The organism is Arthrobacter sp. LjRoot14 (genome assembly GCF_964253905.1).
GTDB lineage: Bacteria > Actinomycetota > Actinomycetes > Actinomycetales > Micrococcaceae > Arthrobacter.
Genome location: NZ_CAXURL020000001.1, coordinates 2,971,794 through 2,998,786, shown reverse-complemented (window position 1 = coordinate 2,998,786; position 26,993 = coordinate 2,971,794). Strand labels below are relative to the sequence as shown.

Here is a 26,993-nt window from a genome sequence, read left to right as displayed (position 1 = left end):
AGGCTGGGAACCAAGCTCCGATCTGACTCATTGGTAACAAAATGGTTACTATTGAAAGTAAACCCCCGCTGATGATAGGTATCCCTTTGCGTTTCAAGACTGCAGTTGCACTAGTGCTGCTCGGCCTCCTGACACTGCTGGCCGGCGTAGGACAGAAGACCATCTGGGCTCCGGCCGAGACCGTGACAGCCTCGGCGCCTTCCGACGGCACCGCCGCACCCCTGACCGTTATCGACCAGAAATTGCGGACCCTTCACGGGGGTACGGTCAAGATCAATGTCAAGGGCGAAGGCAGCTTCATGCTGGCAGCAGGCCGTCCTGACGACGTCGACGCCTGGGTGGGCAAGACAGCCCACAACACGGTCTCCGGAGTCTCCGAAGACAGCAAATCGCTCCAGCTGACGCACACGGACGGCGAAGCAACCGCCCCGTCGCCCGCCGGCTCCGATCTCTGGGTTACCACCGAGAACGCCAGCGGCGAACTGAACTACACCTGGAGCGCCCCGGCAGACGGCGAGTGGTCGCTGCTGTTGGCCTCGGACGGCACCAAGCCGGCGCCGTCGTCCATCTCCATGACATTCCCCAATGACACGTCCACTCCGTGGGCCGTGCCGTTGATGGTGCTCGGCGGCCTCCTGATGCTGGCCGGACTGGCGCTGCTGGTGATCAAGCCCAAGGGCGGCGGGCCCGCCGGAGTTGGCGGGGACGACGCCGGCGAATCGCTGAAGGACAAGCTTGTCCGCCGTGCACGCGCAGCCCGCCCGGCCGGCAAGCCGGCGCCTGAGGCTTCATCGCCCGTTGAGTCACCCACTGAGTCGCCTGTGGAAAAGCGGCCCGGCACCGCCACCTTCAGCCCGACGCGCGCGGGAGTGGCCATGGCCGCCCTTGCCGCCACCATCGTGGCCGGAACCGGCGTAGCTGCCCAGGCAGCCACAAGCCCCGCGCCGTCGCCGTCGTCCAGTGAGTCCGCCGCCGCGGACGCCGCCCCCGACGCACCGGTGCTGCTGGATGCCCAGTTCCGCCGCATCCTGGAACAGGTTTCCAGCACTGTGGACGCCGGCGACGCCGCCAAGGATGCGGCCAAGCTCAAGCCCCGCGTGGACCGCACGGAGCTTGAGGTGCGCACCCAGAACTACAAGATCCGCTCACAGGTGGGCGCCTACGAGGCGCGCATGCCCGTCCGCGCCACCAAGCTGCTGACCACCGTCGTCACCAGCAAGCGTGCCTGGCCCCGCTCGGTCATGGCCGTCACCCAGGGCGAGGGCAACGTTGTGCCCCAGCTGCTGACCCTCGTGCAGAAGTCCCCCCGCGAAAACTACAAGCTCGTGCAAACCAGCCCGCTGCAGCCGGGCACCACGTTCCCCGCCATTGGACGCACCGGAACGGAAACCCTTGCCGCTGACGACAAGTCGGGCCTGCTTTACAGCGGCCAGGAAGCCCTTGCCGGGCTGGGCGACCGCCTGACCAAGGCAGATTCGACATTCAAGGACAAGCTCGTGGAGGGCCAGTCCTCGCCGTACATCGCCGATACCCTGGCCTACCAGGCCGATGTGGCCAAGACCGGCGTCAACGGCAACTTCAGCTTCACGCACAAAGTGGTCCCCGAGGACACTGTGGTATTCCGCACCGCGGACGGCGGCGCGCTGGTTCTTGGCCGTTTGAACTTCGCGTTCGACGGCACACCCAAGGCGGAGGGCGACAAGCTCGCGATCGGTGACGACGCAGCCGTGCTGGCCGGTGGCAAGGAAACGAGCTCCGGCATGGTGCTCAACTTCGCCGAATCAGCGGCCGTGTACATCCCGCCGGCCGGATCCAAGGACCCGATGAAGCTCGTGGCCGCCACCCGCGGACTCGTGGGGGCCAGCTTCAAGTAGCCCGCGTCGCGGGTATGACCGGCAGCGGCCGGAGTGGCTAGAGTGGAGGCTATGAGTTCGCCAGCCTCCCGTCCAGTCCCTCCAGCCGCTGCCAGCCAGCTCAACCTGCGCGGCGCCGTCGACCTTTCCAGCCTGAAACAGCGCACCGCGCCACCGGCCGGACAGTCTCCTGCCGGCGGCCAGCCCGGCCCTGGCGCCGGCCAGCCGGGGACGCCCGCCCCGGGGGCGGCGCCGGAAACCGGCGGTCAGCCGCTCCGCGTGGACGTCACCGAAGGAAACTTCCAGCAGCTTGTTGAGCTGTCCGCACAGGTGCCCGTGGTCTTCGGCCTCTGGGCAAGCTATTCACCCGCCTCGGGCGAACTGATCAACGTCCTTGAAGGCATCATCAACAGCTACGGCGGCCGGCTGGTCCTTGGTGCCGCGGACATCGACGCCTTCCCCCAGCTTGCCCAGGCATTCCAGGTCCAGGCCGTCCCCACCGCCGTGGCGGTGGTAAAGGGACAGCCCGTTCCCCTGTTCCAGGGCGGAGCCGACGAACAACAGGTGCGCAGCCTGCTGGATGAACTTCTGAAGGTCGCAGCCGCCAACGGCGTTACGGGCAGCCTGGGCGGTTCCGGAACGGCAGCTGCCGAGGCCGAACCGGCCCCGCTGCCGCCACTGCACCAGGCCGCCTACGATGCCATCGAAGCAGGAGACTATGCTGCCGCGGCCGCGTCCTACCGCCAGGCGTTGCTGGAGATGCCGGCGGATGCCGAAGCCAAGGCCGGACTCGCCCAGGTGGAGCTGATGGAGCGGCTGCAGTCCCTGACCGGTCCGGACGGCGAAGCGCTCCGCAAAGTCGCGGCCGATGAGCCGGACAACCTTGATGCACAGCTGGGCGTAGCGGACCTGGACATCGCCGGCGGACACATCGATGACGCACTGGGACGGATCGTTGGCTTCATCGGCCGGAACTTCGGTCCGGAGCGTGAGACCGCCCGCGTGCGGCTGCTCGAGCTCTTCGAGGTGGTGGGTCCGTCTGATGAGCGCGTTGCCAAGGCGCGGCAGGGACTGGCGCGGGTGCTGTTTTAATGCACTCGGCACTGTTTTCGCCGCTGGAGCTGCGCTCACTGAAGCTGCGTCACCGCGGCTGGGTTTCGCCCATGTGTCAGTACAGCTGCGGACCGGACACCGGTGAAGGCGTCCCGCATGACTGGCACCTCATGCATCTGGGGTCCTTCGCCGCCGGGGGAGCGGCCCTGATACTCACCGAGGCGGCCGCAGTGAATGCGGCAGGCCGCATCAGCCCGCGCGACGCCGGCCTTTACAACGACGAACAGGCCTCGGCATGGGAGCGGATCACGGCGTTTGTGCACCGCTACGGCGCCGCTGACGCAAAGATCGGCACGCAGCTGGCGCACGCGGGCAGGAAAGCCTCGACTTACTGGCCCTTCTCCGGGAAGCACGGCTCCGTGCCGGCGTCCGACGGCGGCTGGGAGACGGTGGGGCCGGGCACCGGCGCCTTCGACGGCTATGCGCCACCCGCAGCCATGACAGCGGCGGAGATTGACGGCGTTATTGCCGATTTTGCAGCGGCCGCCGTCAGGGCGGTCGACGCAGGGTTCGACACGATCGAGATCCATGGCGCGCACGGTTACCTGCTGCACCAGTTCCAGAGCCCGCTCATCAACGACAGGACGGATGCCTGGGGTGGCGACGAAGCCGGACGCAACCGGCTCACCCTGGCTGTGGTGGACGCGGTACGGAATGTCATCCCTGATTCGATGCCGCTGCTGCTGCGGATCTCCGCCTCGGACTGGGCCGACGGCGGGATCGACGCCGCCGCCTCGGTCCGGCTGGCCAGTGCCGCCGCAGAACGCGGAGTGGACCTCGTGGACGTCTCCAGCGGGGGCGCCGTGGCGCACCAGCAGATTCCGGCCGGCCCGGGCTACCAGACGGGGTTTGCAGCCCGGATCCGGCGCGAGGCAAGCGTCCGCACCGGCACCGTGGGACTGCTGACATCGGCCGGGCAGGCGGAACACGCCGTGGCCACAGGGCAGGCTGACGGGGTCTTCATTGCCCGCGCCGCACTCCGGGATCCACACTGGTGGCTGCGCGCCGCCTTTGAGCTCGGCCACGAACTGCCGTGGGTCCCGCAATACGAACGTGCCGTTCCACGCCATTCGTTCTAGGAAGTAGCCCTTTCGGACGATCCTCCCCACGCGCCCGGGAGGCTACGCTGGCAGCATGACTGAACCGCAACCCGGGATTCGTCCGCCTGACAGCCCCCAGCAGCACCCTGTTCCCGCCCTGGCGATCCGCGGCCTGGCAAAACGCTTCGGCGGGAAGATCGCGGTGGACGGGATCAGCCTGGATGTGCCGGCGGGGTCCTTCTACGGCATTGTGGGTCCCAACGGCGCAGGGAAGACCACCACGCTCTCGATGGCTACGGGGCTGCTCCGGCCGGACTTCGGCACGGCGCTGGTGCACGGCGTGGACGTCTGGGCCCGTCCCCTCGACGCCAAGAAGCTTATGGGCATCCTCACCGACGGCGTCCGGCTGTTCGACCGGCTGACGGGCGAACAGCTGGTGAGCTATGCGGGCCTGCTGCGGGGGATGAACAAGGACGTGGTGTCCGCAAGGGTTGCGGAACTCCTCGCCGCACTTGATCTCAGCGCCGACGCCGGGACGCTGGTGGTGGATTATTCCGCCGGCATGACCAAGAAGATCGCACTGGCTTCCGCCCTCATCCACGCCCCCAGGTTGCTGGTGCTGGATGAACCCTTTGAATCGGTCGACCCGGTTTCCGCGGCGAATATCCGGGACATCCTGGACCGCTACGTTGAATCCGGCGGGACCGTGATCGTCTCCAGCCACGTCATGGACCTGGTGCAGCGGATGTGCGACCACGTTGCAGTGGTTGCCGGGGGCAGGCTGCTGGCAGCCGGCACGGTGGAGGAAGTCCGGGCCGGAGCCTCGCTGGAGGACCGGTTTGTCCAGCTGGTGGGCGGCCGCAGCCAAACGGAGGGCCTGGAATGGTTGCGCACCTTCTAAGGCTCAAACTGACGCTCCTGCGCAACAGCCTCCGGCGCAGCCCCTGGCAGCTGCTGGGGCTGATCATCGGGGGACTCTACGCCGTCGGCATTGCGGGTTTCTTCGGGGCGGCACTTGTGCTGCTCCGGACCGCCAACCTTGAGCTCGCCCAGACCGTGGTGGTACTGGGCGGTACCGCGGCGTTCCTGGGCTGGGCAATAGTGCCCGTCATTGCCTCGTCCGCGGACATGACCCTGGACCCGGCGCGTTTCACCACCGCGGCAGTCCCCATGCCCCAGCTGCTCACCGGCCTTGCCCTCGGCGGACTGATCGGGATTCCCGGCATCGCCACCACCCTCGTAGCGCTGGCCACCGTCGGCACCTGGAGCAGGGGATGGCCCCCGGTTGTGGCCGCCACAGCGGGAGCCGTCCTGGGCGTGTTGACATGCATTGTCCTTTCCAAAGTGGTGACGACGGCGACTGCAGGCCTGGCATCCTCCCGGCGGTTCAAGGACGTCAGTGCGCTCGCCTTTATGGTGCCGCTGATGCTGATGGGGCCGATCGTCGCCTTCCTGGCCCAGGGAGCCGCCGGCTCCGCCGGTTTCCTGACCGGCCTGGCCCGGACCCTGGCCTGGACACCTGCCGGTGCCGCGTGGTCGCTGGGCGGAGACACCGCGGCGGGCCAGTACGGACCTGCCGTGCTGAAGCTCCTGATCGCCCTGGCAACACTGGCCGGCCTGGCCTGGTGCTGGAAGATGCTCCTGCAGCGTGCCCTGGTCACGCCGCCCTACGCCGCGAGCGGCAGGAAGCGCGCCGGCCGGATGGGCCTCTTCGGGGTGCTGCCGGCCACGCCCACCGGCGCCATTACGGCCCGGGCCCTCACCTACTGGATCCGGGACCCCCGGTACTCGGGATCCCTGGTGGTCATTCCGCTGCTGCCCGTCCTGATGTTCTTCCAAGCGGGCCAGACCGGGGACTACGGGGTACTGGCGATCATCGGTCCGTTGGCAGCGTTCCTGCTGGCGTGGTCGATTTCCGCGGATGTGTCCTATGACAACACTGCCTTCGCCCTGCATGTGTCCAGCGGGGTCCGCGGCGTCCATGACAGGCTGGGGCGCGCCCTCGCCTGCCTGGCGTTCGCACTTCCCATCGTGCTGGTCTTCAGCGTCGGCCCGTTCTTCTTTACCGGCGACTGGGAATGGCTGCCGGCGCTGCTCGGCCTCTCCCTGGGTGTCCTGTTCACAGGCCTGGGCCTGGCATCGGTCATCTCGGCGCGGTATACGGTGGCGGTCCCGCTCCCTGGCGACAGCCCGTTCAAGAAACCGCCGGGAAACGTCGCCCAGACCATGGCGGTCCAGTTCGGCGGGATGGGCGTATTGCTTGTGCTGGTGCTGCCGGAAGCTGCCCTGGTCGTCGCGCAGTCCGTCACGGGCAGCATGGTGCCCGGATGGATCAACCTGGTGCTGGGCCCGGCCCTGGGGCTGCTCCTCTTCGCCGTAGGGGTCCGCCTCGGCGGGAAATGGGTCGACGCCCGCGGCCCTGAACTCCTGGCCCAGCTCTCAGTCAACCGTTAGGCCTGATAGGGGCATGATGGGTACTACAGCACGCGAAAGGCGGTAGGCCATGGAAGTGGTTATTCTTCCCGGGAGCAAACAGATCGGGGCGCTCGCCGCGGATGCCATCGAGGCGTTACTGCGCCGGAAACCGGACGTGGTACTCGGCCTGGCAACCGGGTCGTCACCGCTGCCGATCTACGACGAACTCGCCCGACGGCACGCGCAGGCCGGCCTCGACTTCAGCCGCGTACAGGCGTTTGCGCTGGACGAGTACGTGGGGCTGGAACCGGGGCACTCCCAGTCCTACCGCAAGGTCATCCGGCGGGAGTTCACGGACCGGGTGAACATTGCTCCCGGGAACGTGCATCATCCCGACGGCTCCGCGGCGGACATCCCGGCGGCCTGCCAGGCCTACGAAGACGCCCTCAAGGACGCCGGAGGGGTGGACCTCCAGTTGCTGGGAATAGGCACCGACGGCCACATCGGATTCAACGAGCCCGGCTCCTCGCTGGCGTCCAGGACGCGGATCAAGAGCCTCATCGAACAGACACGCCGGGACAACGCCCGGTTCTTCACAAACATCCATGATGTTCCCCACCACGTGCTCACCCAGGGGCTGGGCACCATCATGGAGGCCCGCCATGTGATCCTGGTTGCCACCGGTGCGCAGAAAGCGCAGGCGGTCCGGGACTTCGTGGAAGGTCCGGTGGCCGCCATATGTGCCGCGTCCGTCCTGCAGATGCACCCGCACGTCACCGTCCTGGTGGACGAGGCCGCCGCGTCATCCCTGCGGCTGGCGGACTACTACCGCCACACGTATGACAGCAAGCCGGCCTGGCAGGGCCTGTAGCCCGGAGGTCAGGTTTTTTGTCCGGCGCAACGGCTAAGATGGATGCCATGACTAGCATGACGGACCCCCTCGAAAACGACCCGATGCGTGAGCTTTCCGGAGCAGGAACGTCCACAGCCACTATCGAGCGCGAGGAACTGCGCCAGGAAGTGGAACCCGGCGACCGGGAACGGTTCTCCCACTACGTGCGCAAAGAGAAGATCATGGAATCTGCCATGACGGGCGATCCGGTCATCGCACTGTGCGGAAAAGTGTGGACCCCGGGCCGCGATCCCCAGAAGTTCCCGGTCTGCCCCCAGTGCAAAGAGGTCTATGAAGGCCTCCGTCCCGGTTCTGACGGCGGCAAGGGCTCCGACGGCGATTCCGGCAAATAGTGCCGTGTACCGGTCACCCGGCTGATTCGGGTGACCGGCCCGCCCTGCGGTGGCGGGGCAATACAACCACGGGGCGCTGATCTCTGCTGCGCGTCCCCGTGCCCACGAAGATTTTGATGACCGGACCAGTGCGGCTCCTCCGGAACAGATTGGTGTTTATGTTTATGTGTCTTTCGCTCACGGCTGCCGCAATGCGGGGAATTGAGGGCTCTGCGTGACGGAGACACTCTTTGGCGGGCCAACGCTGCCACCGGCCTACCCGGAACGGGCAGCGTGGGGAACCGCTCCGAAGCTCCGTGCGTGGCAGCAGGAAGCGCTTGACCGCTATTTTGCAACCGGCCCCAAAGACTTCCTGGCGGTGGCAACCCCCGGGGCAGGAAAGACCACCTTCGCCCTGCGTGTGGCGTCGATGCTGATCGAGGCCGGCACCGTGAACCGTGTGACCATCGTGGCGCCCACGGACCACCTCAAACGCCAGTGGGCTGATGCTGCGGCACGGGTGGGCATCGCGATCGACCCCAACTTCAAGAATTCGGACGGACAGCACGGCCGCGGCTTCATCGGCGTGGCGGTGACCTATGCCCAGGTGGCCAGCAAGCCCATGCTGCACCGCGCCAAGACGGAAGCAGCCCGGACCCTGGTGATCCTCGACGAGATCCACCACGGCGGCGAAGCCTTGTCCTGGGGTGACGGCCTCCGCGAGGCCTTCGACCCGGCCGCACGCCGGCTATCGCTGACGGGTACTCCCTTCCGTTCCGACACATCACCCATTCCGTTCGTGGAGTACGCCGAGGACCGGGACGGCATCCGCCGCTCCAAGGCGGACTACACGTACGGCTACGGCAACGCCCTCCGCGACCATGTGGTCCGCCCCGTGATGTTCATGGCGTACTCAGGACAGATGCGCTGGCGCACCAGCGGCGGCGAGGAGATGGCGGCATCCCTGGGCGAATCGGCGGTCACCAAGGACATCATTGCGCATGCCTGGCGGACTGCCCTCAACCCGGCCGGCGAGTGGATCCCGGCTGTCCTGGCAGGGGCGGACAAGCGCCTGAGCGAGGTCCGCCGCACCGTGCCTGACGCCGGCGGCCTGGTGATCGCCACGGACCACGACGCGGCGCGCGCCTACGCGGGCCAGCTGAAGAAGATCACCGGTGAATCTCCCACCGTGATCCTTTCCGATGACGCCAAGGCCTCCAGCAAGATCGAGGAATTCACCGCCAGCGAAAAGCGCTGGATGGTGGCCGTCCGGATGGTGTCCGAAGGCGTTGACGTGCCGCGGCTTTCGGTGGGCGTCTACGCCACCTCCACGTCCACGCCGCTGTTCTTCGCCCAGGCCGTGGGCCGTTTTGTGCGCGCCCGCAAGCGCGGCGAAACCGCCTCCGTGTTCCTGCCGTCAGTGCCCCAGCTGACTGCACTGGCGAACTCGATGGAAGCCGAACGGGACCACGCCCTGGACCGGCCGGAGAAGGAGGACGCCGACGGCCTGTTCAACCCCGAAGACTCGCTCATGGACGAGGCCAACCGGGAGGACAAGGCGTCCGACAGCCTCACCAAGGGCAAGTTTGAGGCCCTGGACTCGCAGGCGTCATTCGACCGCGTGCTGTTCGACGGCGGCGAGTTCGGCACCGGCGGCGACATCGGATCCGACGACGAACTGGACTTCCTGGGAATTCCGGGCCTCCTGGACGCCGAGCAGGTGGGAACGCTGCTGCGCCAGCGCCAGCACGAGCAGCAGAGCCGCAAGAAGCTGAGGGCTCCCGAGAACGCACCGGCTACCACCGTGCCGGACCACCGGATGCTGATGGACCTGCGCAACGAACTTGCCAAGAACGTGGCTGCCTGGTCCGCGCGGACCGGAACTCCGCACGGCGTGGTGCACACGAAGCTCCGCACCGTGTGCGGCGGCCCGCCGGTGGCGCAGGCGAATGAGGAACAGCTGCAGGCCCGGCTGCGGAAGCTTCAGGACTGGTTCATCGGCCGCAAGTAGGGCGCGGCCGATGAGGGTGCGGCCGGGGCGGGCTGCCGAAGGAGCGCCGGATCAGGCGAGGTCCACGCCGCCGAGTTCCATCTCGGCGAAGGCGTCGTCAAGGTCGGCCGCGATCCCGGCCGTCAGGTTCCGGACCACCGTGACCGAGTAACCGGCCTGGACGGCATCCAGGGCCGTGGCCATGACGCAGTAGTCGGTGGCGATGCCCACGATGACGACGTCCTCCACGTCGTGGCTCTGCAGCCAGTCGTCCAGGCCGATGGCGTCCTCGTCGGCGAATGAAGCCGCGGTAAGCGCCTCCACGTCGTCCGGCAAGGACAGGGCCCCGGGTTTGCGCTCGCCCGTGGGCACCTCGTCCTCCGGAGCCAGGATGCCTTCGAAGCCGGAGTAGGCGGCTGTGAACTGGCCCTTCCGGAAATAGGCCTGGATGTACTCCGTGTCCAGATCCGGATGCAGCTCCGCGCCGGGCGTGCCGGCAACGCAGTGCGGAGGCCAGCTGTCAATGAAGTCGGGGGCTTCGGAGAAGTGGGCGCCGGGATCGATGTGCCAGTCCTGCGTAGCCACGATGTGGTCGAACTGGCCGTGGTAGGCGTCCACGTACTCGCTGATGGCGCCCGCGACGTCGGCCCCGCCCTTGACGGCCAGGGAACCGCCCTCGCAGAAATCGTTCTGCACATCAACAATAATCAGGGCGCGTGACATCAGTTCTCCTCATAAACGGTGGGGATGGCCGCCTCGCCGCGCTGCAGGCGGTTGACGACGGGCGGCAGTTCCGCCATCGAGTCCATGTGGCGCTGGCGGGCGCGGAAGACGCCCTCGGTTCCGGTCCAACCGGGGAGGAGCTCGCCGTTTTTGACGAACTGCTGCAGCAGCTGGCGGTCGTTGCCGTCGTCCTCGGGACGGTGGCCCACCCCCACGATCTCGTGGGTGGCGACGCCCCGTTCATTCAGCCTGCGCAGCGCGTACTTCCGGCCGCCCTTGCTGGTCTTGTTCTTGGCCGCTTTGGCCACGGACACGAATTCCCCGGAGTCGTCGGTGCGGCTGACGAGCTTGTACACCATGCTCGCGGTGGGGGCGCCGGAGCCGGTGACCAGCGAGGTGCCCACGCCATAGGAGTCAACCGGCGCCGACTGCAGCGCCGCGATGGCGTACTCATCCAGGTCCGAGGTGACCACGATCTTGGTGTTCTCGTTGCCCAGTTCGTCCAGCAACTGACGGACCCACTGGGCCTGCGCCACGAGGTCCCCGGAGTCCAGCCGGACGGCTCCCAGTTGGGGACCCGCCAGGTCAACGGCCGTACGGACGGCCGCTTCGACGTCGTACGTGTCCACCAGCAGCGAGGTTCCGCTGCCGAGCGAGGCGATCTGCGCCTCAAAGGCTTCCCGTTCGGTGTCGTGCAGAAGCGTGAAGGAATGGGCGGCGGTGCCCACCGTCTTGATGCCGTAACGCCGGCCGGCTTCGAGGTTGGAGGTGCTGTCGAAGCCGGCGATGACGGCTGCACGTGCAGCCGCGGCCGCTGACTCCTCCTGGGTCCGCCGGGATCCCATTTCGATGCAGGGGCGGTTGCCTGCGGCGGTGATCATCCGGGACGCCGCGGAGGCGATGGCGCTGTCGTGGTTGAGCACCGAGAGGATATAGGTTTCCAGGATGCAGGCCTCAGCGAACGTCGACTCCACAATCAGGATGGGGGAGTTGGGAAAGTACGCTTCGCCCTCGGCATAGCCCCAGATGTCCCCGCTGAAACGGAACCCGGCCAGATAGTCCAGGGTTTCGGCGTTGACCACTCCGGAACTGCGGAGGAAGTCCAGCTCGGGGCCGCCGAACCTGAAGTCCGCGATGCCCTCCAGCAGCCGGCCCGTTCCGGCCACGATCCCGTAGCGGCGGCCGTCCGGGAGCCTGCGGGCGAACGCCTCAAACACCGACTTCCGGTGTGCGGCACCGGAGTGCAGCGCGGCCTGGAGCATGGTCAGCTCGTAATGGTCGGTGTACAAGGACGTGCGGGGATGGTCCCAGCCAGCAGAGGTACTCACGAATTCACTCTAGTCCCCACCGGCTCCCACGTCTCGCTTCGCTTCGCCGCGGGGCCCTCGCCGGCGTGGGCCCATCATCGCCCTAGAATGGACAGATGACCCTTAGCGTTGCGCTCGGCCCCGACACCCGGGAGAGCACCCAGACCGGAACTGTGACGTCCACCGACGCCCTGACGGCCCCGGACATTCCCTGGAACCTGGTGATCTGGAACGATCCCGTCAACCTGATGAGCTATGTGAGCTACGTCTTCCAGAGTTACTTCGGCTATTCCGAGCCCAAGGCCAACAAGCTCATGATGGAGGTCCACAAGAAAGGACGTTCCATCGTGGCGCACGGCAGCAAGGAGCAGGTGGAGCAGCACGCCGTCGCCATGCACGGCTTCGGTTTGTGGGCAACGGTGGAGAAAGCCGCCGGCGGCGGAAAAGACGGCGGATCCGGCAAGGGCAAAGGCAAACGTGGCTAAGGCATTCAAATACGGGATCAAAGGCATCACCGGGTACCTGGAGCCGGCGGAGCGGGAACTGCTGCGCAGCCTGATCGACGACGTCATCTCCATGCTCCAGCCGGCCGAAAGCGCCAGTGAAGATCCGCTCACCGCCCTGATCGGGCTGGACATGAATGTCCGGGAACCGTCGGACCGCGCGCTGCGGCGGCTGCTGCCCAACGTGACGAAGGACGACGACGCCGCCTCACTGGAGTTCCGCCAGCTCACCGAACGCTCTCTGCGGGAAAACAAGATCGGCGCCCTGCGGGCAGCCGCCCTGGGGCTGGACACCAACGAACTGGTTCTTTCGCCGGCTGATGCCAGGCACTGGTCGCAGGCGCTCAACGACGTCCGGCTTGTCCTGGCCGAAAGGCTCGACATCCGCGATGACGCCGATGCCGAACATGTCCATGCCATGCAGGACTGGTCCCAGGCGGAGGACGTTGAAAGCTACCTGGCACTGGTGTACAACTTCACCACGTGGCTGCAGGAATCTCTGGTGCAGGCCATGCTGCAGTCCATGGAGCCGCGCGGCTGACCGGAGCGGCCCGCGCCCCCGTGCGGCCGGCCGGCCAATTGTGACCCATCCGACATGAGTCGGGCGACACAATGTAATGGCCGCACCATCAGGGAAGCCCTATCCTCGAATAATCATGACTTCAGCATCGAGCATGGATCCGGCAGCGGCAGCTGTGGCGGATTCCCCAGCGAGCAGCCCGGACGACAGCCCCATGGGCTCGCGGCCCATCGGCATCTTCGACTCCGGCGTCGGCGGACTGACCGTGGCACGGTCCATCATCGACCAGCTGCCGAATGAATCAATCCTGTACGTAGGGGATACGGCCAACGGCCCCTATGGCCCGCTGCCCATCGCCGAGGTCCGCGCCAACGCCCTCGGCGTCATGGATGAGCTGGTGGACTCCGGCGTCAAGCTGCTGACCATCGCATGCAACTCGGCCTCCGCCGCCGTGCTGCGGGACGCCCGTGAACGGTACACGGCCCGCTACGGAATCCCCGTCATCGAAGTCATCCAGCCGGCCGTGCGGCGGGCAGTGGCCTCCACCCGGAGCGGCCGGGTGGGCGTCATCGGCACCTCCGCCACCATCGGCTCCCGCGCTTACGAGGACACCTTCGCCGCCGCGCCCGACCTGCACATCACCTCCGTGGCCTGCCCGGCATTCGTCAGCTACGTGGAGGCCGGCATCACCACTGGCCCGGAACTGCTGGCCGTGGCCCGGGAGTACCTTGAGCCGCTGCGCTCCGCCGGCGTGGACACGGTGGTGCTCGGCTGCACGCACTACCCGCTGCTGACCGGCGTCATCTCCTATGTCATGGGGGAGGACGTCACCCTCGTATCCAGCGCCGAGGAAACCGCCAAGGACGTGTACCGGGCGCTCGTCTCGCACGACCTGCAGCGGACCCTCGAAGCACCGCCCGAGCACCACTTCATTGCCACCGGTGAAGCAGGCCAGTTCGAAACCCTGGCCAGGCGTTTCCTGGGGCCCGAGGTGCTCAGCGTGCGGCACGTGGACCACGTTGCCGCGCAGTACCCCACCGGCAGCCTGGCGAAAATTACGCCGGAAATGATCGCGGCGGCGCAGGCCGGCGCCTCCCGGCCGCGGATTTCCAACTTCGTCGGCGGATCCGCGGCCGGGGGGTCCCGCCGGTGAAATTGACCATTGTTGGCTGCACCGGATCCTTCCCCGGACCGGGCTCCCCGGCGTCGTGCTACCTGTTGACCGCCCACGACGGCGAGCGGACCTGGAAGATCGTCATGGACCTTGGCAGCGGGGCGCTGGGCGCCATCCAGCGGTACACGGACCTCGAGGACATCGACGCGATCTTCCTCACCCACCTTCATCCGGACCATTGCATGGACCTGTGCGGGCTGCACGTGGCTGTGCGCTGGAAGCCGGGCGGCTGGGGCCGTGACCGGATCCCGGTGTGGGGACCTGCCGCCACCGCCGACCGGATGGCCACGGCGTACGGGCTGGAACTGGACCCGGGCATGCATGAGGAATTCGACTTCACCAACTGGACGGAACGGCAGTCGGTCACCGTCGGGCCGTACACCGTGACGCCCTTCGCGGTGAACCACCCCGTGGAGGAGGCCTACGCCCTCCGTGTCGAAGTCACCGAACCATCCGCGGACGGCGTCCCCGTCACCCGTGTCCTCACGTACTCGGGTGACACTGACTCTTGCTCAGGACTGGAGGAGGCCGCGAAAGACGCCGACCTGTTCCTGTGCGAGGCAGCCTTCGAGGAAGGCCGCGACGACGACATCAAGGACGTCCACCTGACCGGCAAGCGCGCCGGTGAGGCCGCTGTGGCCGCCGGTGCCCGCCGGTTGCTGCTGACCCACATTCCGGTGTGGACGTCGCAGACAACCGTAATGGCGGAAGCCAAGCAGGTCTTCGGGCAGCACGTTGCTGTGGCCGTCGCGGGCGTGCACTACACCATCTGAGGCGCCGGCCGCCCGGGGCAGTTGTGGTCCGGGCAGGCCTGGGCGGGTCGATAAGCTAAAGGCATGACTTCTGAAGCAATTGCCACCCCCGTCATTCGTGCCGACGGCCGTACCCCTGATCAGCTCCGCCCGATCAGCATCACCCGCGGCTGGTCCAAGCAGGCCGAAGGTTCGGCCCTGATCGAATTCGGTAATACCCGGGTGCTGTGCACGGCTTCCCTGACCGAAGGCGTGCCGCGCTGGCTCAAGGGGGAGGGCCGCGGCTGGGTCACCGCCGAGTACGCCATGCTGCCCCGCGCCACCAACACCCGTTCCGCCCGTGAGTCCGTGAAGGGCAAGATCGGCGGCCGCACCCACGAGATTTCCCGGCTGATCGGCCGTTCGCTCCGTTCCATCATCGACACCAAGGCTCTCGGCGAGAACACGATCGTGCTGGACTGCGACGTCCTGCAGGCCGACGGCGGTACGCGCACCGCCGCCATCACCGGAGCCTATGTGGCGCTCGCCGAGGCCATCCGCTTCGCCCGCGAAAACAAGATCATCTCCAAGAACGCCCAGCCCCTCATCGACACGATTGCAGCCGTGTCGGTCGGCATCATCGACGGCGTCCCCATGCTGGACCTGCCGTACGTCGAGGATGTCCGCGCTGAGACGGACATGAATGTGGTGGTCACCGGCTCCGGCAAGTTCGTGGAGGTGCAGGGCACCGCAGAGGGGGCACCCTTCGACCGCGACGAGCTGAACAAGCTGCTGGACCTGGCCCTGCTGGGCACCGAGCAGCTCGCCGCCATCCAGCGCGAAACCCTGGCGGAAGCCCCGTGACCCAGCCCGACGGGATCCGCAGCGACGGCGTGCCCGGCTCCGCCGCTGCGGCTCCCGTGCTGGTCCTGGCAACGCACAACAAAGGCAAGCTCCGGGAACTGCGGGAGCTTTTGCGCGGGCAGGTGCCGGGGCTCGACGTCGACACCCAGGTAGTGGACGCCGGCGCCGTCGGCGCACCGGACGTCGCTGAAACGGGAGTGACGTTTGCCGAGAACTCCCTGCTCAAGGCACGGGCAGTCGCGGAGGCTACCGGGCTGGTGGCCATTGCGGATGATTCGGGTCTCTCGGTGGACGTCCTCGGCGGGGCGCCGGGGATCTTTTCGGCACGGTGGAGCGGCCGGCACGGGGACGACGCCGCCAACCTCCAGCTTCTGCTGGCGCAGCTGGCCGATGTTCCGGACGGGTACCGCGGCGCTGCCTTCGTTTGCGCCGCGGCGCTCGCCGTACCGGGCCACGCAACGGATGGCGGCCGCGAAGTGGTGGAGTACGGCCAGCTTGAAGGATCGCTGCTGCGCGAACCGCGTGGCGAGGGTGGATTCGGCTATGACCCGGTGCTCCAGCCAAGCGGCCTGGACCGCAGCTGCGCCGAGTTGAGCCCGGAGGAGAAGAACGCCATCAGCCATCGGGGCCAGGCGTTCAGGGCGCTCCTGCCCTCAATCGTTGAGGCGTTGGCCGAGCACAGCCCGCGGAACCGGTTCTAGCGGTCAGAAAATGATTGAAGGCGCCCCCCGCAGGGGGCGCCTTCAATCATTTGCAGTGCTATCCGTCAGCCGGAGCTACATGTTCGTCTTGCGTTCTTCTTCGGGTTCGTGCTCTTCGATGAACTCGTCCACGGCGTCCGTGCCGAAGTGCGCGGCCTGGCGCTTGGCGGACAGCCCGCGGAGCACTTCGATGCCGATGGGGATCACGGAGACCAGCACGATCACGATGAAGATGACGTCGAGGTTCTCGCGGACCCACGGCACCCGGTCGCCCAGCAGGTAGCCGAGCAGCGTGACGCCGCCGCCCCAAAGGACGGCGCCAATGACGTTGAAGAGGAAGAACTTGCGCTTGCTCATCTGCGCGACGCCCACGATGACCGGTACGAAGGTGCGGATGATGGGAACGAAGCGTGCCAGGATTAGCGCCTTGCCGCCGTGCTTTTCGAAGAAGGCGTGCGCGCTTTCGACGTTTTCGCGCTTGAACAGTTTGGAGTCCGGCTTGTTGAAGATGGCCGGACCGGCTTTGGAACCGATGAAATAGCCGGTCTGGTTGCCGATGATGGCCGCAACGATGATCAGGGCGGAGAACAGCCAGATGTTGAACTTGATGGTGTCCGTTGCAACCAGAAGCCCGGCAGTGAACAGCATGGAGTCGCCGGGGAGGAAGAAGCCGATCAGCAGACCGGTCTCGGCGAAGATGATGCCGCAGACCAGCAGCACAACCCAGGGCGCAAGTGCCGGATCGGCCAGGAAGATCTGGGGGTTGAGCCAGTCGGGGAGGAACGAGGCCAGGTGCGGCTGCACCGGTCCCGCACCCCCGAGGGTGGACACGGCAAAGTCACTCATCGCATGTAGGTTCACCACTCAAGGTTACTGGACCTCCGGTGCCGGGCCCGTCCTGCACGGCCGTTGCGTGACCATCGACACCCGCGACAAGCCGGCTTAGTGTGCCGGGGCGCGGGCTGACCGGCGGTAAAGTTTGACCCGTGGGTTTGGACTTTACGGCGATCGACTTCGAGACAGCCAACGGCTTCCGCGGTTCGCCGTGCGCCGTTGGCCTGAGCAAGGTCCGCGGCGGCGTGGTGGTGGAGGAAGCTTCCTGGCTGATGCGGCCGCCCGAAAACCACGACCGGTTCGACTACCACAATGTGCGGATCCACGGCATCAGGCCCGAGGACGTGGCCGGCCTGCCGCGCTTCGGCGAACTCTTCCCCGAGATCGGCGCGTTCATTGGCGGCGATGTCCTGGCCGCGCACAACGCCGCCTTCGACCTGGGCGTGATCCGGTCAGGTCTGGAAGTGTCCGGGCTGCCGGGCCCCGCCTACGACTATGTGTGCACGGTGATGCTCTCCCGCCGGTGCTATTCGCTGGTTTCCAATTCGCTGCCCTACGCTGCCGAGGAAGCGGGCGTCCCGCTGGTCAACCACCATGACGCGGCTGAGGATGCCAGGGCATGTGCAGGAATCCTGATCGACATTGCGCAGCGGAACGGTGCCGGCAGCATCGCCGAACTCTACCTGTCCCTGGGACTTCCGCTGCAGCACCAGCAGGCGTTTGATCCCGCCCGTGACGGCCTGTCGAAGGCAACCCTGACAGCCTTGGGGGCGGCCGGCGGCACCGGGACCGCGGCACGGCCGTTCACGCCGGGCTGGCCCGAGGAAGGGGCCAACCCCGCGCCGAATTCCGACGCCGAACCCGGCCATCCGCTGTTCGGGCAGACCGTCGTGTTCACGGGGGAACTGGCCATGCCCCGGCCCGAAGCCAAGGTCCTGTCCGCGGAGTTCGGTGCACAGCCCGAAAGCCGGGTGACCGGCCGGACCACGGTGCTGGTGGTCGGCGACGGCTTTGTGGCTTCGGATCTCCGCTCCGGCCGCCTGACGGGCAAGGCGCGGCGGGTACTGGAACTCCACGAGCGGGGCCAGCGCATCGAGGTGCTGTCCGAAGGTGAGTTCCTGCAAATGGTTGGCGGGCAGGTGACCGCTGCCGCCGCCCTGATGTAGCAGCTGCTTCCCGGGCGTTCGCCGGAGGGTCATATGGCGCAACAATGCTTCCGGTGCTGCCGGCGGCCTCCTAGCCTTGCACCATGGGCAAACTGCGGGTCACCGATTCCACCACTGTCACTGCGGCTGATGCCGCCCCCGCCACCGGCGCTGCCATTGCGGCTGAGAACCAGCGCGCCGGGGTGGACTGGCGCAAGGTGTTCGAGTTCCCCAACCCGGTCAACGAGTATGCCGCCCGGATCACGGCGGGCCTGGTCGTGCTGCTGGCCGCCGTGACGCTGTTGACCGGCTGGGGCTGGGGGCTGGCCGTCATTGCCGCCGGCTTCTGGCTGCGCGTGCTGTTCGGCCCCCGGATTTCACCGCTGGCCAGGCTCTCCGTCAAGGTCCTGGCGCCGCGCCTTGGCCGGGCCAAGCTTGTCCCCGGTCCGCCCAAGCGCTTCGCGCAGGGCATCGGTGCAGCCATGTCGACTGCCGCGGCGCTGCTGCTCGCGGCAGGGCTCGCTCCGGCTGCCTGGTCGCTCCTGGCGGTCCTGGTCCTGGCAGCCTCGCTGGAGGCGTTCGCAGGGTTCTGCCTTGGCTGCGCGATCTTCGGCTTCCTTCAGAGCCGCGGGCTGATCCCGGAGGACATCTGCGAGGCGTGCAACAACATCACCCTCAGGCGATCGTAACTTTGACCAGCTGACCGGCCATGCCCCGGATGACGTCCGGTGCTTCCAGGGAATCCAGCCACTCCGCCGGAAGGCAGTCCTCACCGTAAAGGGCTCCCAGGATGTTCCCGGCAATGGAGCCGGTGGAGTCGCTGTCTCCGCTGTGGTTCACAGCGAGCACAATTGCCTCACGGAAGTGTGACTGCGGGTCGACGCCCCCGGTCTCCGGCGCGGTGTCGCCGGCCACATCCGGTGCCGTGGCCAGCACCGCGTAAAGCGCGACGGCGAGGGCTTCCTCTGCCACCCAGCCCTCTCCGAGTTCCCGCACCAGGTCCTCGGGGCCGAGGCGGCCGGCACCGGCCGCCGGCCCGGAAACTCCCGCGAGCTGAAAGGCCCGTTCCAGCCGGTCGATAAGCGCCGGCTCGGCGTCGTCCCTGCCCCGGGCATGGGCGAAGGCATAGGTAGCCGCCTCAAGGAGACTTTGGCCACTTACCAGGGCATGGATCAGGAGGCTGAACGTTCCTGCGCTCTGCCGTGCTGAACGGTGGCCGTGGGTCAATGAAGCCGCGTCAGTGCTCAGCTTGTACACCGCGTCGGCAGGAATATGCGGAATCAGGCCGAACGGTGCCGAGCGCATCACCGTCCCGCAGCCCTTCGACCCGGGATTGACCGGGCGGTACACGGTTCCCATTTCACCTGTGGCCAGGCCGCTGAGGCAGGCATTTCCGGGCGCCCGCCGGTGCTTCAGGGCCGCCTGGCCGTCAATCCACCGAGGCTGCGGAACCGGAGCCGACGGCGGGACAGGCACACCCTGGGTAGCCAGCCACCGCAGGTAGGCGAGCCACACACAAGCGTTGGCATCGGCGGCCGTGCCGGCATTTGCCCATTCCAGTGCCTCCACCAGGCCGTCAACTGTATACAGCGTCATTTGGGTGTCGTCCGAAAAGTGGCTGCCGGCGTCGAGCGCTGAAAAATCCTGAAGTCCCGCGGGGCCAAACCGGCTCCGGATGGTGGAAATATCGTCGAATTCTACGGCGTAGCCGAGGGAATCGCCCAGGGCGCCGCCCAGCAGGCAGCCATGGATCCGGGACTGGGGCGTCGGTACCGGCGGGCGGGAAGGTTCAGTGCTCATGACTGTAAATTTACCCCGGGCAGGCCCGCCGAGTCGCGGGGAGCCGGGGCCCCGGTCGCTGCGACGGCGTGCCGCGGGCTAAGCTCGAATCCAGCAAGCGTCCAGACTCCGTTGGCAGAATATGTCGGACAGTACATTGCCGGGCGCACCGCCGTCCGCACGCCCGCCGGAATCACCGGGCGGGCAACGAAGCAAAGGATTTCCAGAACATGACCTCCCCCGTGCCTGCACGCCAGACCACAAGTCCCGTTTTGCGCTCCGCTCCGGACGCTTTCACACCCGGGCTTGCGGCACGTCTGTCAGCGGAGGCCTTTGGAACCCTTTTCCTGGTGATCGCCGGACTGGGCGTGCCGCTGTTCACGATCCCGCAATCCAACCCGTTGTCCGCCTCGCTGGCCGCCGGGCTCGCCGTCACGGCCGCAATGCTCGCATTCGCCTATGTCTCCGGCGGCCACTTCAACCCGGCCGTGACGCTGGGCAACGCCATCGCAGGCCGCATCAGGCTGCCGGAGGCTGCGGCGTACCTCGGAGCGCAGCTTGTCGGCGCCGTCGCCGGAGCCCTGGCACTGTTCGGAATCCTGCGAACGGTGCCCAAAATCGAAGACACCCGCGCCGCCTTTGACACCGTGACGGCTGGCTTTGGGGAGCATTCCATCATCCAGGCGCCCATGGCCGGAGTCCTGCTCGTCGAGGTTCTCGGCGCTGCGATCCTGGTGGCCGTCTACCTGGGCACTACGGCTGCACGGAACACCAACAAAGCAGCAGCCCCCTTCGCAGTGGGACTCACGCTCGCCGTCCTGCTGCAGCTGGGCCAGGCCGTGGGCAACACCCCGTTCAACCCGGCCCGCGCCACCGCATCGGCCATTTTCAGCAACTCCTGGTCCCTCGGGCAGCTGTGGCTCTTCTGGGTGGCCCCGCTGGTGGGTGCCGCCATCGCCGGCCTCGTGTTCCGCGGGTTCGCCGAGACCCCTGCCGCTGTTCCGGCCCGTGCCCGGGCCGACGCCGCTGCGGACGGGTCCGACGACGATCTCCACGACGATGTTGACGATGACACCACCGATTTTGAAGGCGACGCCGCCGGCCGCTCCGACGCGCGGCCTGCCGGCACGTCGGCCGACGATGACGCCCGGGACTTCTTTGACGGCAAGCGCGGACAGTAGTTGCCCGGCCGTGCCGTGTCTGTGCCGCAAAACTGTCGGTACCCGCGGATAGCTTAAGAACATGCGGTTATTGCACACTTCCGATTGGCACCTGGGCAGGTCGTTCCACGGCGTCGGCATGCTGGACGCCCAGCAGGGCTTCATTGACCAGCTGGTCGACTTCGTTGGCGACGAGAAAGTGGACGTTGTCCTGATCGCCGGTGATGTCTACGATCGCGCCCTGCCGGGAGTTGACGTGGTCCGCCTGCTGGACGACGCCCTCGTGCGGCTGACGGAGGCGGGTGCGCAGGTGGTTCTCACCAGCGGAAACCATGATTCCGCCATCCGCCTCGGCTTTGCGTCACGGCTGCTGGAGCGCGGGGGAGTGCACCTGCGTACCCGGCTCGCCGAACTGGACGTACCGGTCCTGTTGCCGTTGGACGCCGCGGCGGATGGTCCCGTGCTGGCCATCTACGGAATTCCATGGCTTGAGCCGCGGCTGGTCGCCGGGCATCTGGGCGTTGACCCCGCCAGCCACTTCGAAGTGACGCGTGCGGCGACGGAAATGATCCGGGCCGACGTGGCCACCCGGTCCAAGGCCAGGACGGTCCATCCGGTTGTGCTGGCCCATACATTCGCGAGCGGCGGGATCAGCTCCGACAGCGAACGGGACCTGAGCATCGGTGGAGTCGGAGCCGTTCCGCTGGACCTCTTTGACGGTTTCGGCTATACCGCGCTGGGCCACCTGCACGGCCGGCAGTCGCTGTCGCCGACCGTCCGCTACTCCGGATCGCCCCTTGCCTACTCCTTCTCGGAAGCCAGGCACCGGAAAGGCGGCTGGCTGGTCGAAGCGGATGCCACCGGCATCACCGACGTCACGGAGGTCTTCTGGGAAGCGCCGCGGGCACTCGCCGTGCTGCGTGGCACCATCGACCACCTCCTCTCAGCCGAGGAACATGCCTGGGCCGAGGCCGCCTATTGCCAGATCACCCTGACGGACCCGCAGCGCCCCGCCCAGGCCATGGACAAACTGCGGGCCCGCTTTCCTGACACCCTGGTCCTCGGCTTCGAGCCCGAAGGCGCAGCCGCTGATGTGAGCACGAGTTACAGCGCCAGGCTCGCCGCAGCAGATGACGATCTGTCCATCTGCTGCGGTTTCCTGGAACACGTCCGCGGCCGCAGCACCGACGACGCCGAAGCGGCTGTGCTGCGGGAAGCCCTCGACGCCGCACGGCTGGAAGAGATGTCATTGTGAGGATCCACCGGCTCGAAATTTCCGCCTTCGGCCCCTTCGCGGGCACCGAGCACATCGACTTTGACCGGCTCAGCGCACACGGGCTCTTCCTGCTGAACGGCGCAACCGGCGCCGGCAAGACCAGCGTCCTGGACGCGATCTGCTTTGCCCTGTACGGGTCCGTGCCCGGTGCACGCCAGGAGGGCAAGCGCCTCCGCAGCGACCACGCCGACGCCGCCGCGGAACCGCGTGTCACCTGCGAGTTTTCGGCCAAGGGACGGCACTTTGAAGTCTCCAGGATTCCTGCGTGGAAGAGGCCCAGCGCCAGGGGCAGGAACGGATTCACGGAACAGAAGGCCAACACCCTGCTGCGCGAACGCGTTGACGGGCAGTGGATCGAGAAGTCCGGCCGTAACGATGAAGCCGGCGCGGAAATCAGCTCCGTGCTGGGCATGGACCGTGAGCAGTTCACCCGGGTGGTCATGCTGCCGCAGGGGGACTTCGCCGCTTTTCTCCGCTCCAAGCCTGCCGAGCGGCTGGAACTGCTCCAAAGCCTGTTCGGCACGCAGCGCTTTGAGGCCGTGGAACAGGAGCTCGCCAGGCGTGCCGCGGATGCCCGCACTCAGGTGGCCAGCCTCAACAGCCAGTTGGACCTCCTGCTGGCACAGGCCAGGTCCGAAGCAACTCCGGCGGAAGAGGAACTGCCGGATGTCCCGGCAGCGCCGGAAGACGCCGGACTCCTTCTCGAGTGGCTGCAGGACACCGCTGCGGCCAGGGCCGGGACAGCGCAGGCCGAAGCGGACCAGGCGGCAGCAGGACGCGCCGGGGCTGCGCGCCGCCTCGAGGCCGCCGAAGCGCGTGCTGCCCGCCAGGCCAAACTTGCTGCGGCGGAACGCCGGAGATCGGCTGCAGACGCCGCAGCGCCCGAACTCCGGGAAAAGGCACGGCAGCTTGGCCTTCACCGCAAGGCCGAGGTACTCGGCGGCCAATTGCAGGCCGTGGACAAGGCCGACATCGCTGAGGAGCGGGCTGCCCGGGCCATGGCTACGGCGGCCGGCGAATTGCACGCTGCAGTCCTCGTGGACGCCGAGCTCGCCGCCCTGTCCGCCTCCGCCCGCCGGGAAAGCGGCAGTGCGGACGGACAATTCTTCGATGCTGCAATCGTACGGAGTGAACTCAGCCGCCTGAGGTCCCTCCGCGCGGTGCTTGAGGAACGGCTGCCGGACGAAGCCAGGCTGTCCGGGATGGTGGCCCGCGGCGCGGAACTTCGGAAGACCCTTGACCAATTGCGTGAGGGAAGGCGGGCCGGCGCCGCCGCGCTCGACGGTTTGCGGGCGGAGGCCGCCGAATTGCTTGCGGGCGTGAAACCCCTTGAGGAGCTTGCTGCCGAAGCCCAGCTGCGGACCAAAGAGGCCGCAGCCGCGGAGGAACTCGTAGCTGTCGTAGGCCGCTACGCTGCAGCGGTCCGGGTCAGTTCCGGCGTTGCCGAACGGCACCGCCTGGCCCGGGACGACCACCAAAACCACCGCCAGCGGTGGCTGGACCTGAGGGAAGAGCGGCTCGCCAATGCAGCTGCGGAGCTTGCTTCCCAGCTGCGGCCGACGGAGCCCTGCCCCGTGTGCGGCAGCCCCGAGCACCCTTGTCCGGCTCCGGCGGCCACGGCCGCGCTGGCCGTTGCTGACGCGGAACGCGCGGCTCAGGAAGCCTGCGAGGCTGCGGAAGCGGTCCTGGCAGCGCTGGACAAAGAACTTGCCGAAGCGCGGCAGCAGGTCGCCGTGCTGGCGGCCCAGGGCGGCGATCTCCCGCCGGAGGAAGCGCGCGCGGACGCGGCCCGGGCGAAGGAGCGGGCGGACGAGGCAGTCCGGGCGGCCGCTGACCTCGCCGCCAGCCGCGAGCGCCGGGCAGAACTGGACGAACACATCGCTGCTGCGGAATCGGCTCGGGCCGCAGCCGATTCCGGCATGGCGAAGACTGAGTCCACCCTCATGGAAGTCCAGGAACAGACGGACGCCCTGGATAACGCACTGGGCAAACTGCGTGCGGGCTACCCGACACTCGGCAGCCGCCTGGGCTCCCTCGATGAATCCACGGCGCTCCTGGAAAGAACAGACGCCGCGAGGAGCAGCCTCGAACAGGCCGGGCAGCGCACCAGGGATGCCCGCCAGCAGCTGGACCAGGCGCTTCCGGAGTCCGGGTTCGATTCCGCCGCGGCCGCCCGGTCCGTCCTGCTTCCGGTCCCGGAAGCAGCGCTGCTCGAAGCCGCAATCCGCGCGGGCCAGGATGAAGAAGCCCGGGTCGGGGAACTTTTCGCCAGCGAGGAACTGGTCCTGGCCACACGCGAGCTTGAGGAGGACGGCCCGGTAGAGGCCGACGTGCTGGAACAGCTCCGCGCGGAGGACGCTGCCGCTGAACGGACTGTCCGGCAAGCCGTCGTCGCTGCGGGGCTCGCCGAGAAGTCAGTCCTGACCCTCCGCCGCATCGCGGAGGACTACGGCCGCCTCGCGGCGTCGGGCCAAGGTCCGCGGGAACGTGCCGCGCTGCTCACGGCGGTGGCCGAGGCCGCCCGCGGCGCCGGTGACAACACCTACCGCATGAGCCTGAACAGCTACGTACTCGCGGCGAGGCTCGAGCAAGTGGCCATTGCCGCTTCGGAAAGGCTGGTCGGCATGAGCGATGGCCGGTACACCTTGCAGCACACGGACGCCAAAGCCGCCCGCGGTGCCAAGTCCGGTCTGGGCCTGGAAGTCGTGGACCAGTGGACCGGGCAGCGCAGGGATACCGCCACGCTGTCCGGCGGTGAATCGTTCATGGCCTCCCTGGCCCTGGCGCTGGGTCTCGCGGACGTGGTGCAACAGGAGTCCGGCGGAGTCGACATCGAGACGCTCTTCGTGGACGAGGGCTTCGGCAGCCTCGACGAGCAGGCGCTGGAACAAGTGATGGATGCCCTCGAGGGGCTGAGGGACGGCGGTCGTGTGGTCGGACTGGTGAGCCATGTGCCCGAGATGAAGCAGCGCATCAGCACCCAGCTCCAGGTGGTCAAGGGACGGAACGGTTCCACCCTCCACATTTCGGACGACGCCCTGGCCTGAGCCGGCGGATCCGCCCGCGCTTCCCGCGCCTCCCGCCCGGTCCGCCCGGAGACGCACCGTGCCCTCGGCTACAATTGAGGAGTTACCGGGTCGCGCGCATCGGGAGGAGGGACGATGCGCACCATTGAGCGAACCCGGAACAATGAACCCTTCACTCTCTTCCCAGGCACCCGCCGCCACACCCCCTGCCGTAACCGCAGCAGCTGACACCGCAAAGCCCGAAGCCCCGTCCGGGCAGGGCTTCCCCGCCCCTCCTGCGGGCACGGGAGGCCGATTCGCCCGGCTTCCGCTGCTGGCCGGCAAGGGTTTCATCCCGATTGGCCTTTTCGCCCGACTGCCCCTCGCCATGCTGACTGTAGGCGCCCTGACACTCGTTACGGCCGTCACCGGCTCGTACGCCGTTGGCGGGGCAGCAGCCGGTGCCGTGGGCATCGGCTCAGCACTGGGAGCGCCCGTTCTGGGTGCATGGGCGGACCGGCTTGGACAGCGCCCCGTGCTGCTGTTCGCCGCAGTCTTCAACACTGCCGCGGTGGTGGCCCTGATCCTCATGGCGTATCTCGTTCCGGCGGGCCAGGACCTGGCAGCGGCGCTCCCCGTCCTTGCCGCGGCTTTCGTGGCTGGAGCCAGCTGTCCCCAGGTGGGCCCGCTCGCCCGCGTCCGCTGGATGGCCCTTACCGCGCGAAGCAGAAGCGGCAACGCGGAGGATTTGGACGCCGCCCTGTCCTACGAGAGCACCGCGGATGAGCTGACCTTCGTCCTCGGCCCTGCACTGGTGGGCATCCTCGCGAGCCTGATTGCTCCGTGGCTGCCGCTGGCCGTGGCCGCGGCCCTGACGCTCACCCTGGTTCCCGCATTCGCGGTCCACCGCACCCACCTCGCCGTACCGCTAAGCGTGCGCCGGGGCCGCAGCGCCCCGGCCGTCGCGGACCGGACGGCGCCGCACGACGCCGTGGCCACCAGCGCGGACTCCGCCGCCGGTTCCCGGACGACCGGTTCCCTCGCTATGGCTGCCGTTGCCCTGCCTTTCCTGGCCATGCTGTGCATGGGAACATTCTTCGGTTCCACCCAGACGGGCTTGAGCTCTTTCTCAGCGAGCTTTGCTACGGCCGAGGTTGCCGGACTGCTGTATGCCGTGATGGGCCTCAGTTCCGCCGCAGCCGCACTGAGTGTCGCCTACTGGTCCAAGCGATTCACCTTCCCGGCGCGCTGGATGGTCAGCGCCGTGCTGATGGCCGGCCTTGCGGTGCTTCTGTTGCTGCCGGAATCGGCGTTCCCCATGGTGCTGGTGCTGCTCGTCCTGGGGCTGCCGGTGGGCCCGCTGATGGTCACCGTGTTCGCCATCGGCGGGGAAGTGGCTCCTGCCGGGCGCCTGGGAACCGTGATGACCGCCCTGGCCAGCGGCATTGTTGCCGGCACGGCACTGGGGTCCTCGGTCGCCGGACAGCTGGCGCAGCACCACGGGTATTCCGCAGCGTTCCTGGTACCGGTCTGCGCCGCAACGGCGCTGTTCCTGCTGGGGACCGCCGCCGCCGTCGTCCTCCGAAACGGCAAAGCGAGCCGCCGGGGCAACGGCACGGGCGGCCGCTAACGCGGG

General features: G+C 67.6%; 24 protein-coding genes. 20 read left to right on the top strand and 4 right to left on the bottom strand.

All coding sequences use genetic code 11. The features are described 5' to 3' along the window. Nucleotides 1-71 precede the first annotated feature (71 nt). From ACSQ12_RS13495 to ACSQ12_RS13460, 8 genes are all read left to right on the top strand, one after another. Complete coding sequence (locus tag ACSQ12_RS13495; RefSeq protein WP_436065725.1) at nt 72-1,874, top strand: hypothetical protein; 1,803 nt, start codon at nt 72-74, stop codon at nt 1,872-1,874. 51 nt (nt 1,875-1,925) lie between these two features. Next, complete coding sequence (locus ACSQ12_RS13490) at nt 1,926-2,945, top strand: tetratricopeptide repeat protein (protein ID WP_209743690.1); 1,020 nt, start codon at nt 1,926-1,928, stop codon at nt 2,943-2,945. Then, nucleotides 2,945-4,045 (top strand): NADH:flavin oxidoreductase/NADH oxidase, encoded by a 1,101-nt coding sequence (locus ACSQ12_RS13485; protein WP_209743693.1) that lies wholly within the window; start codon nt 2,945-2,947, stop codon nt 4,043-4,045. The genes ACSQ12_RS13490 and ACSQ12_RS13485 overlap by 1 nt, the downstream gene beginning before the upstream one ends. A gap of 55 nt (nt 4,046-4,100) precedes the next feature. Continuing rightward, nucleotides 4,101-4,907: an ABC transporter ATP-binding protein gene (locus ACSQ12_RS13480; RefSeq protein WP_209743695.1), complete on the top strand. Its 807-nt coding sequence runs from the start codon at nt 4,101-4,103 to the stop codon at nt 4,905-4,907. Beyond that, nucleotides 4,889-6,460 carry a transporter gene (locus ACSQ12_RS13475; RefSeq protein WP_436065724.1) on the top strand — a complete coding sequence of 524 codons (1,572 nt, stop codon included), beginning with the start codon at nt 4,889-4,891 and terminating at the stop codon, nt 6,458-6,460. Before ACSQ12_RS13480 ends, ACSQ12_RS13475 begins: the two co-directional genes overlap by 19 nt. Before the next feature lie 49 nt (nt 6,461-6,509). Beyond that, on the top strand, nt 6,510-7,292 hold the full coding sequence (gene nagB / locus ACSQ12_RS13470) for a glucosamine-6-phosphate deaminase (protein ID WP_436065723.1): 783 nt from the start codon (nt 6,510-6,512) through the stop codon (nt 7,290-7,292). A 38-nt stretch (nt 7,293-7,330) separates the two neighbouring features. Next, a complete protein-coding gene (locus tag ACSQ12_RS13465; protein WP_043429870.1) occupies nt 7,331-7,666 on the top strand; it encodes a DUF3039 domain-containing protein in 336 nt (111 codons plus the stop codon). Between the two features lie 214 nt (nt 7,667-7,880). Then, on the top strand, nt 7,881-9,656 hold the full coding sequence (locus ACSQ12_RS13460; RefSeq protein WP_436065722.1) for a DEAD/DEAH box helicase: 1,776 nt from the start codon (nt 7,881-7,883) through the stop codon (nt 9,654-9,656). Between the two features lie 51 nt (nt 9,657-9,707). Here ACSQ12_RS13460 and ACSQ12_RS13455 read toward each other — a convergent pair whose 3' ends face one another. Together ACSQ12_RS13455 and ACSQ12_RS13450 are read right to left on the bottom strand one after the other, a co-directional pair. Then, nucleotides 9,708-10,358 carry an isochorismatase family protein gene (locus tag ACSQ12_RS13455; RefSeq protein ID WP_436065721.1) on the bottom strand — a complete coding sequence of 217 codons (651 nt, stop codon included), beginning with the start codon at nt 10,356-10,358 and terminating at the stop codon, nt 9,708-9,710. Further along, a complete protein-coding gene (locus tag ACSQ12_RS13450) occupies nt 10,358-11,686 on the bottom strand; it encodes a nicotinate phosphoribosyltransferase (protein WP_436065720.1) in 1,329 nt (442 codons plus the stop codon). Before ACSQ12_RS13450 ends, ACSQ12_RS13455 begins: the two co-directional genes overlap by 1 nt. A gap of 95 nt (nt 11,687-11,781) precedes the next feature. Between ACSQ12_RS13450 and clpS the strand changes: the two genes are divergently transcribed. The 6 genes from clpS (at nt 11,782) to rdgB (ending at nt 16,158) form a co-directional block, all read left to right on the top strand. Next, a complete protein-coding gene (clpS, locus tag ACSQ12_RS13445) occupies nt 11,782-12,150 on the top strand; it encodes an ATP-dependent Clp protease adapter ClpS (RefSeq protein ID WP_011692426.1) in 369 nt (122 codons plus the stop codon). Next, nucleotides 12,143-12,709 (top strand): DUF2017 domain-containing protein, encoded by a 567-nt coding sequence (locus tag ACSQ12_RS13440; protein ID WP_209743704.1) that lies wholly within the window; start codon nt 12,143-12,145, stop codon nt 12,707-12,709. The genes clpS and ACSQ12_RS13440 overlap by 8 nt, the downstream gene beginning before the upstream one ends. Before the next feature lie 115 nt (nt 12,710-12,824). Further along, nucleotides 12,825-13,841 (top strand): glutamate racemase, encoded by a 1,017-nt coding sequence (gene murI / locus ACSQ12_RS13435; RefSeq protein ID WP_436065719.1) that lies wholly within the window; start codon nt 12,825-12,827, stop codon nt 13,839-13,841. Beyond that, nucleotides 13,838-14,635 (top strand): MBL fold metallo-hydrolase, encoded by a 798-nt coding sequence (locus tag ACSQ12_RS13430; RefSeq protein ID WP_436065718.1) that lies wholly within the window; start codon nt 13,838-13,840, stop codon nt 14,633-14,635. Before murI ends, ACSQ12_RS13430 begins: the two co-directional genes overlap by 4 nt. A gap of 63 nt (nt 14,636-14,698) precedes the next feature. Beyond that, nucleotides 14,699-15,457, top strand: a complete 759-nt coding sequence (rph, locus tag ACSQ12_RS13425) for a ribonuclease PH (RefSeq protein WP_245199109.1) — start codon at nt 14,699-14,701, stop codon at nt 15,455-15,457. Beyond that, entirely contained in the window at nt 15,454-16,158 is a 705-nt protein-coding gene (gene rdgB, locus ACSQ12_RS13420; RefSeq protein ID WP_307864399.1) for an RdgB/HAM1 family non-canonical purine NTP pyrophosphatase, read from the top strand. Before rph ends, rdgB begins: the two co-directional genes overlap by 4 nt. A gap of 75 nt (nt 16,159-16,233) precedes the next feature. Here the strand turns inward: rdgB and ACSQ12_RS13415 are convergent, their stop codons facing one another. Continuing rightward, nucleotides 16,234-17,004, bottom strand: a complete 771-nt coding sequence (locus tag ACSQ12_RS13415) for a VTT domain-containing protein (RefSeq protein ID WP_436065717.1) — start codon at nt 17,002-17,004, stop codon at nt 16,234-16,236. A 140-nt stretch (nt 17,005-17,144) separates the two neighbouring features. Between ACSQ12_RS13415 and ACSQ12_RS13410 the strand changes: the two genes are divergently transcribed. Further along, nucleotides 17,145-18,158, top strand: a complete 1,014-nt coding sequence (locus ACSQ12_RS13410; protein WP_209743711.1) for an exonuclease domain-containing protein — start codon at nt 17,145-17,147, stop codon at nt 18,156-18,158. An 83-nt stretch (nt 18,159-18,241) separates the two neighbouring features. Continuing rightward, nucleotides 18,242-18,826, top strand: a complete 585-nt coding sequence (locus tag ACSQ12_RS13405) for a DUF4395 domain-containing protein (RefSeq protein WP_436065716.1) — start codon at nt 18,242-18,244, stop codon at nt 18,824-18,826. On the opposite strand, the gene ACSQ12_RS13400 is transcribed toward ACSQ12_RS13405, so the two are convergent. Next, the gene (locus ACSQ12_RS13400) at nt 18,813-19,937 is read right to left on the bottom strand and encodes an ADP-ribosylglycohydrolase family protein (RefSeq protein ID WP_436065715.1); all 1,125 of its coding nucleotides are present in this window, start codon (nt 19,935-19,937) and stop codon (nt 18,813-18,815) included. The two genes, ACSQ12_RS13405 and ACSQ12_RS13400, sit on opposite strands and share 14 nt — an antisense overlap. Before the next feature lie 209 nt (nt 19,938-20,146). On the opposite strand from ACSQ12_RS13400, the gene ACSQ12_RS13395 reads away from it, so the two are divergent. The 4 genes from ACSQ12_RS13395 (at nt 20,147) to ACSQ12_RS13380 (ending at nt 26,987) form a co-directional block, all read left to right on the top strand. Continuing rightward, nucleotides 20,147-21,097: an MIP/aquaporin family protein gene (locus ACSQ12_RS13395; RefSeq protein ID WP_436065714.1), complete on the top strand. Its 951-nt coding sequence runs from the start codon at nt 20,147-20,149 to the stop codon at nt 21,095-21,097. A 61-nt stretch (nt 21,098-21,158) separates the two neighbouring features. Beyond that, nucleotides 21,159-22,331 carry an exonuclease SbcCD subunit D gene (locus ACSQ12_RS13390; RefSeq protein ID WP_436065713.1) on the top strand — a complete coding sequence of 391 codons (1,173 nt, stop codon included), beginning with the start codon at nt 21,159-21,161 and terminating at the stop codon, nt 22,329-22,331. Beyond that, a complete protein-coding gene (locus ACSQ12_RS13385; protein WP_436065712.1) occupies nt 22,328-25,399 on the top strand; it encodes an AAA family ATPase in 3,072 nt (1,023 codons plus the stop codon). Before ACSQ12_RS13390 ends, ACSQ12_RS13385 begins: the two co-directional genes overlap by 4 nt. Nucleotides 25,400-25,541: 142 nt before the next feature. Next, the gene (locus ACSQ12_RS13380) at nt 25,542-26,987 is read left to right on the top strand and encodes an MFS transporter (protein ID WP_436065711.1); all 1,446 of its coding nucleotides are present in this window, start codon (nt 25,542-25,544) and stop codon (nt 26,985-26,987) included. The last annotated feature ends 6 nt before the right edge of the window (nt 26,988-26,993 follow it).

What these genes read in the sequence shown, in the direction of transcription:
- ACSQ12_RS13495 (WP_436065725.1), top strand. Translation starts at nt 72, where the DNA reads ATGATAGGTATCCCTTTGCGTTTCAAGACTGCAGTTGCACTAGTGCTG.
- ACSQ12_RS13490 (WP_209743690.1), top strand. Translation starts at nt 1,926, where the DNA reads ATGAGTTCGCCAGCCTCCCGTCCAGTCCCTCCAGCCGCTGCCAGCCAG.
- ACSQ12_RS13485 (WP_209743693.1), top strand. Translation starts at nt 2,945, where the DNA reads ATGCACTCGGCACTGTTTTCGCCGCTGGAGCTGCGCTCACTGAAGCTG.
- ACSQ12_RS13480 (WP_209743695.1), top strand. Translation starts at nt 4,101, where the DNA reads ATGACTGAACCGCAACCCGGGATTCGTCCGCCTGACAGCCCCCAGCAG.
- ACSQ12_RS13475 (WP_436065724.1), top strand. Translation starts at nt 4,889, where the DNA reads ATGGTTGCGCACCTTCTAAGGCTCAAACTGACGCTCCTGCGCAACAGC.
- nagB (WP_436065723.1), top strand. Translation starts at nt 6,510, where the DNA reads ATGGAAGTGGTTATTCTTCCCGGGAGCAAACAGATCGGGGCGCTCGCC.
- ACSQ12_RS13465 (WP_043429870.1), top strand. Translation starts at nt 7,331, where the DNA reads ATGGATGCCATGACTAGCATGACGGACCCCCTCGAAAACGACCCGATG.
- ACSQ12_RS13455 (WP_436065721.1), bottom strand. Translation starts at nt 10,358, where the DNA reads ATGTCACGCGCCCTGATTATTGTTGATGTGCAGAACGATTTCTGCGAG.
- clpS (WP_011692426.1), top strand. Translation starts at nt 11,782, where the DNA reads ATGACCCTTAGCGTTGCGCTCGGCCCCGACACCCGGGAGAGCACCCAG.
- murI (WP_436065719.1), top strand. Translation starts at nt 12,825, where the DNA reads ATGACTTCAGCATCGAGCATGGATCCGGCAGCGGCAGCTGTGGCGGAT.
- rph (WP_245199109.1), top strand. Translation starts at nt 14,699, where the DNA reads ATGACTTCTGAAGCAATTGCCACCCCCGTCATTCGTGCCGACGGCCGT.
- ACSQ12_RS13415 (WP_436065717.1), bottom strand. Translation starts at nt 17,004, where the DNA reads ATGAGTGACTTTGCCGTGTCCACCCTCGGGGGTGCGGGACCGGTGCAG.
- ACSQ12_RS13405 (WP_436065716.1), top strand. Translation starts at nt 18,242, where the DNA reads ATGGGCAAACTGCGGGTCACCGATTCCACCACTGTCACTGCGGCTGAT.
- ACSQ12_RS13400 (WP_436065715.1), bottom strand. Translation starts at nt 19,937, where the DNA reads ATGAGCACTGAACCTTCCCGCCCGCCGGTACCGACGCCCCAGTCCCGG.
- ACSQ12_RS13395 (WP_436065714.1), top strand. Translation starts at nt 20,147, where the DNA reads ATGACCTCCCCCGTGCCTGCACGCCAGACCACAAGTCCCGTTTTGCGC.
- ACSQ12_RS13390 (WP_436065713.1), top strand. Translation starts at nt 21,159, where the DNA reads ATGCGGTTATTGCACACTTCCGATTGGCACCTGGGCAGGTCGTTCCAC.
- ACSQ12_RS13380 (WP_436065711.1), top strand. Translation starts at nt 25,542, where the DNA reads ATGAACCCTTCACTCTCTTCCCAGGCACCCGCCGCCACACCCCCTGCC.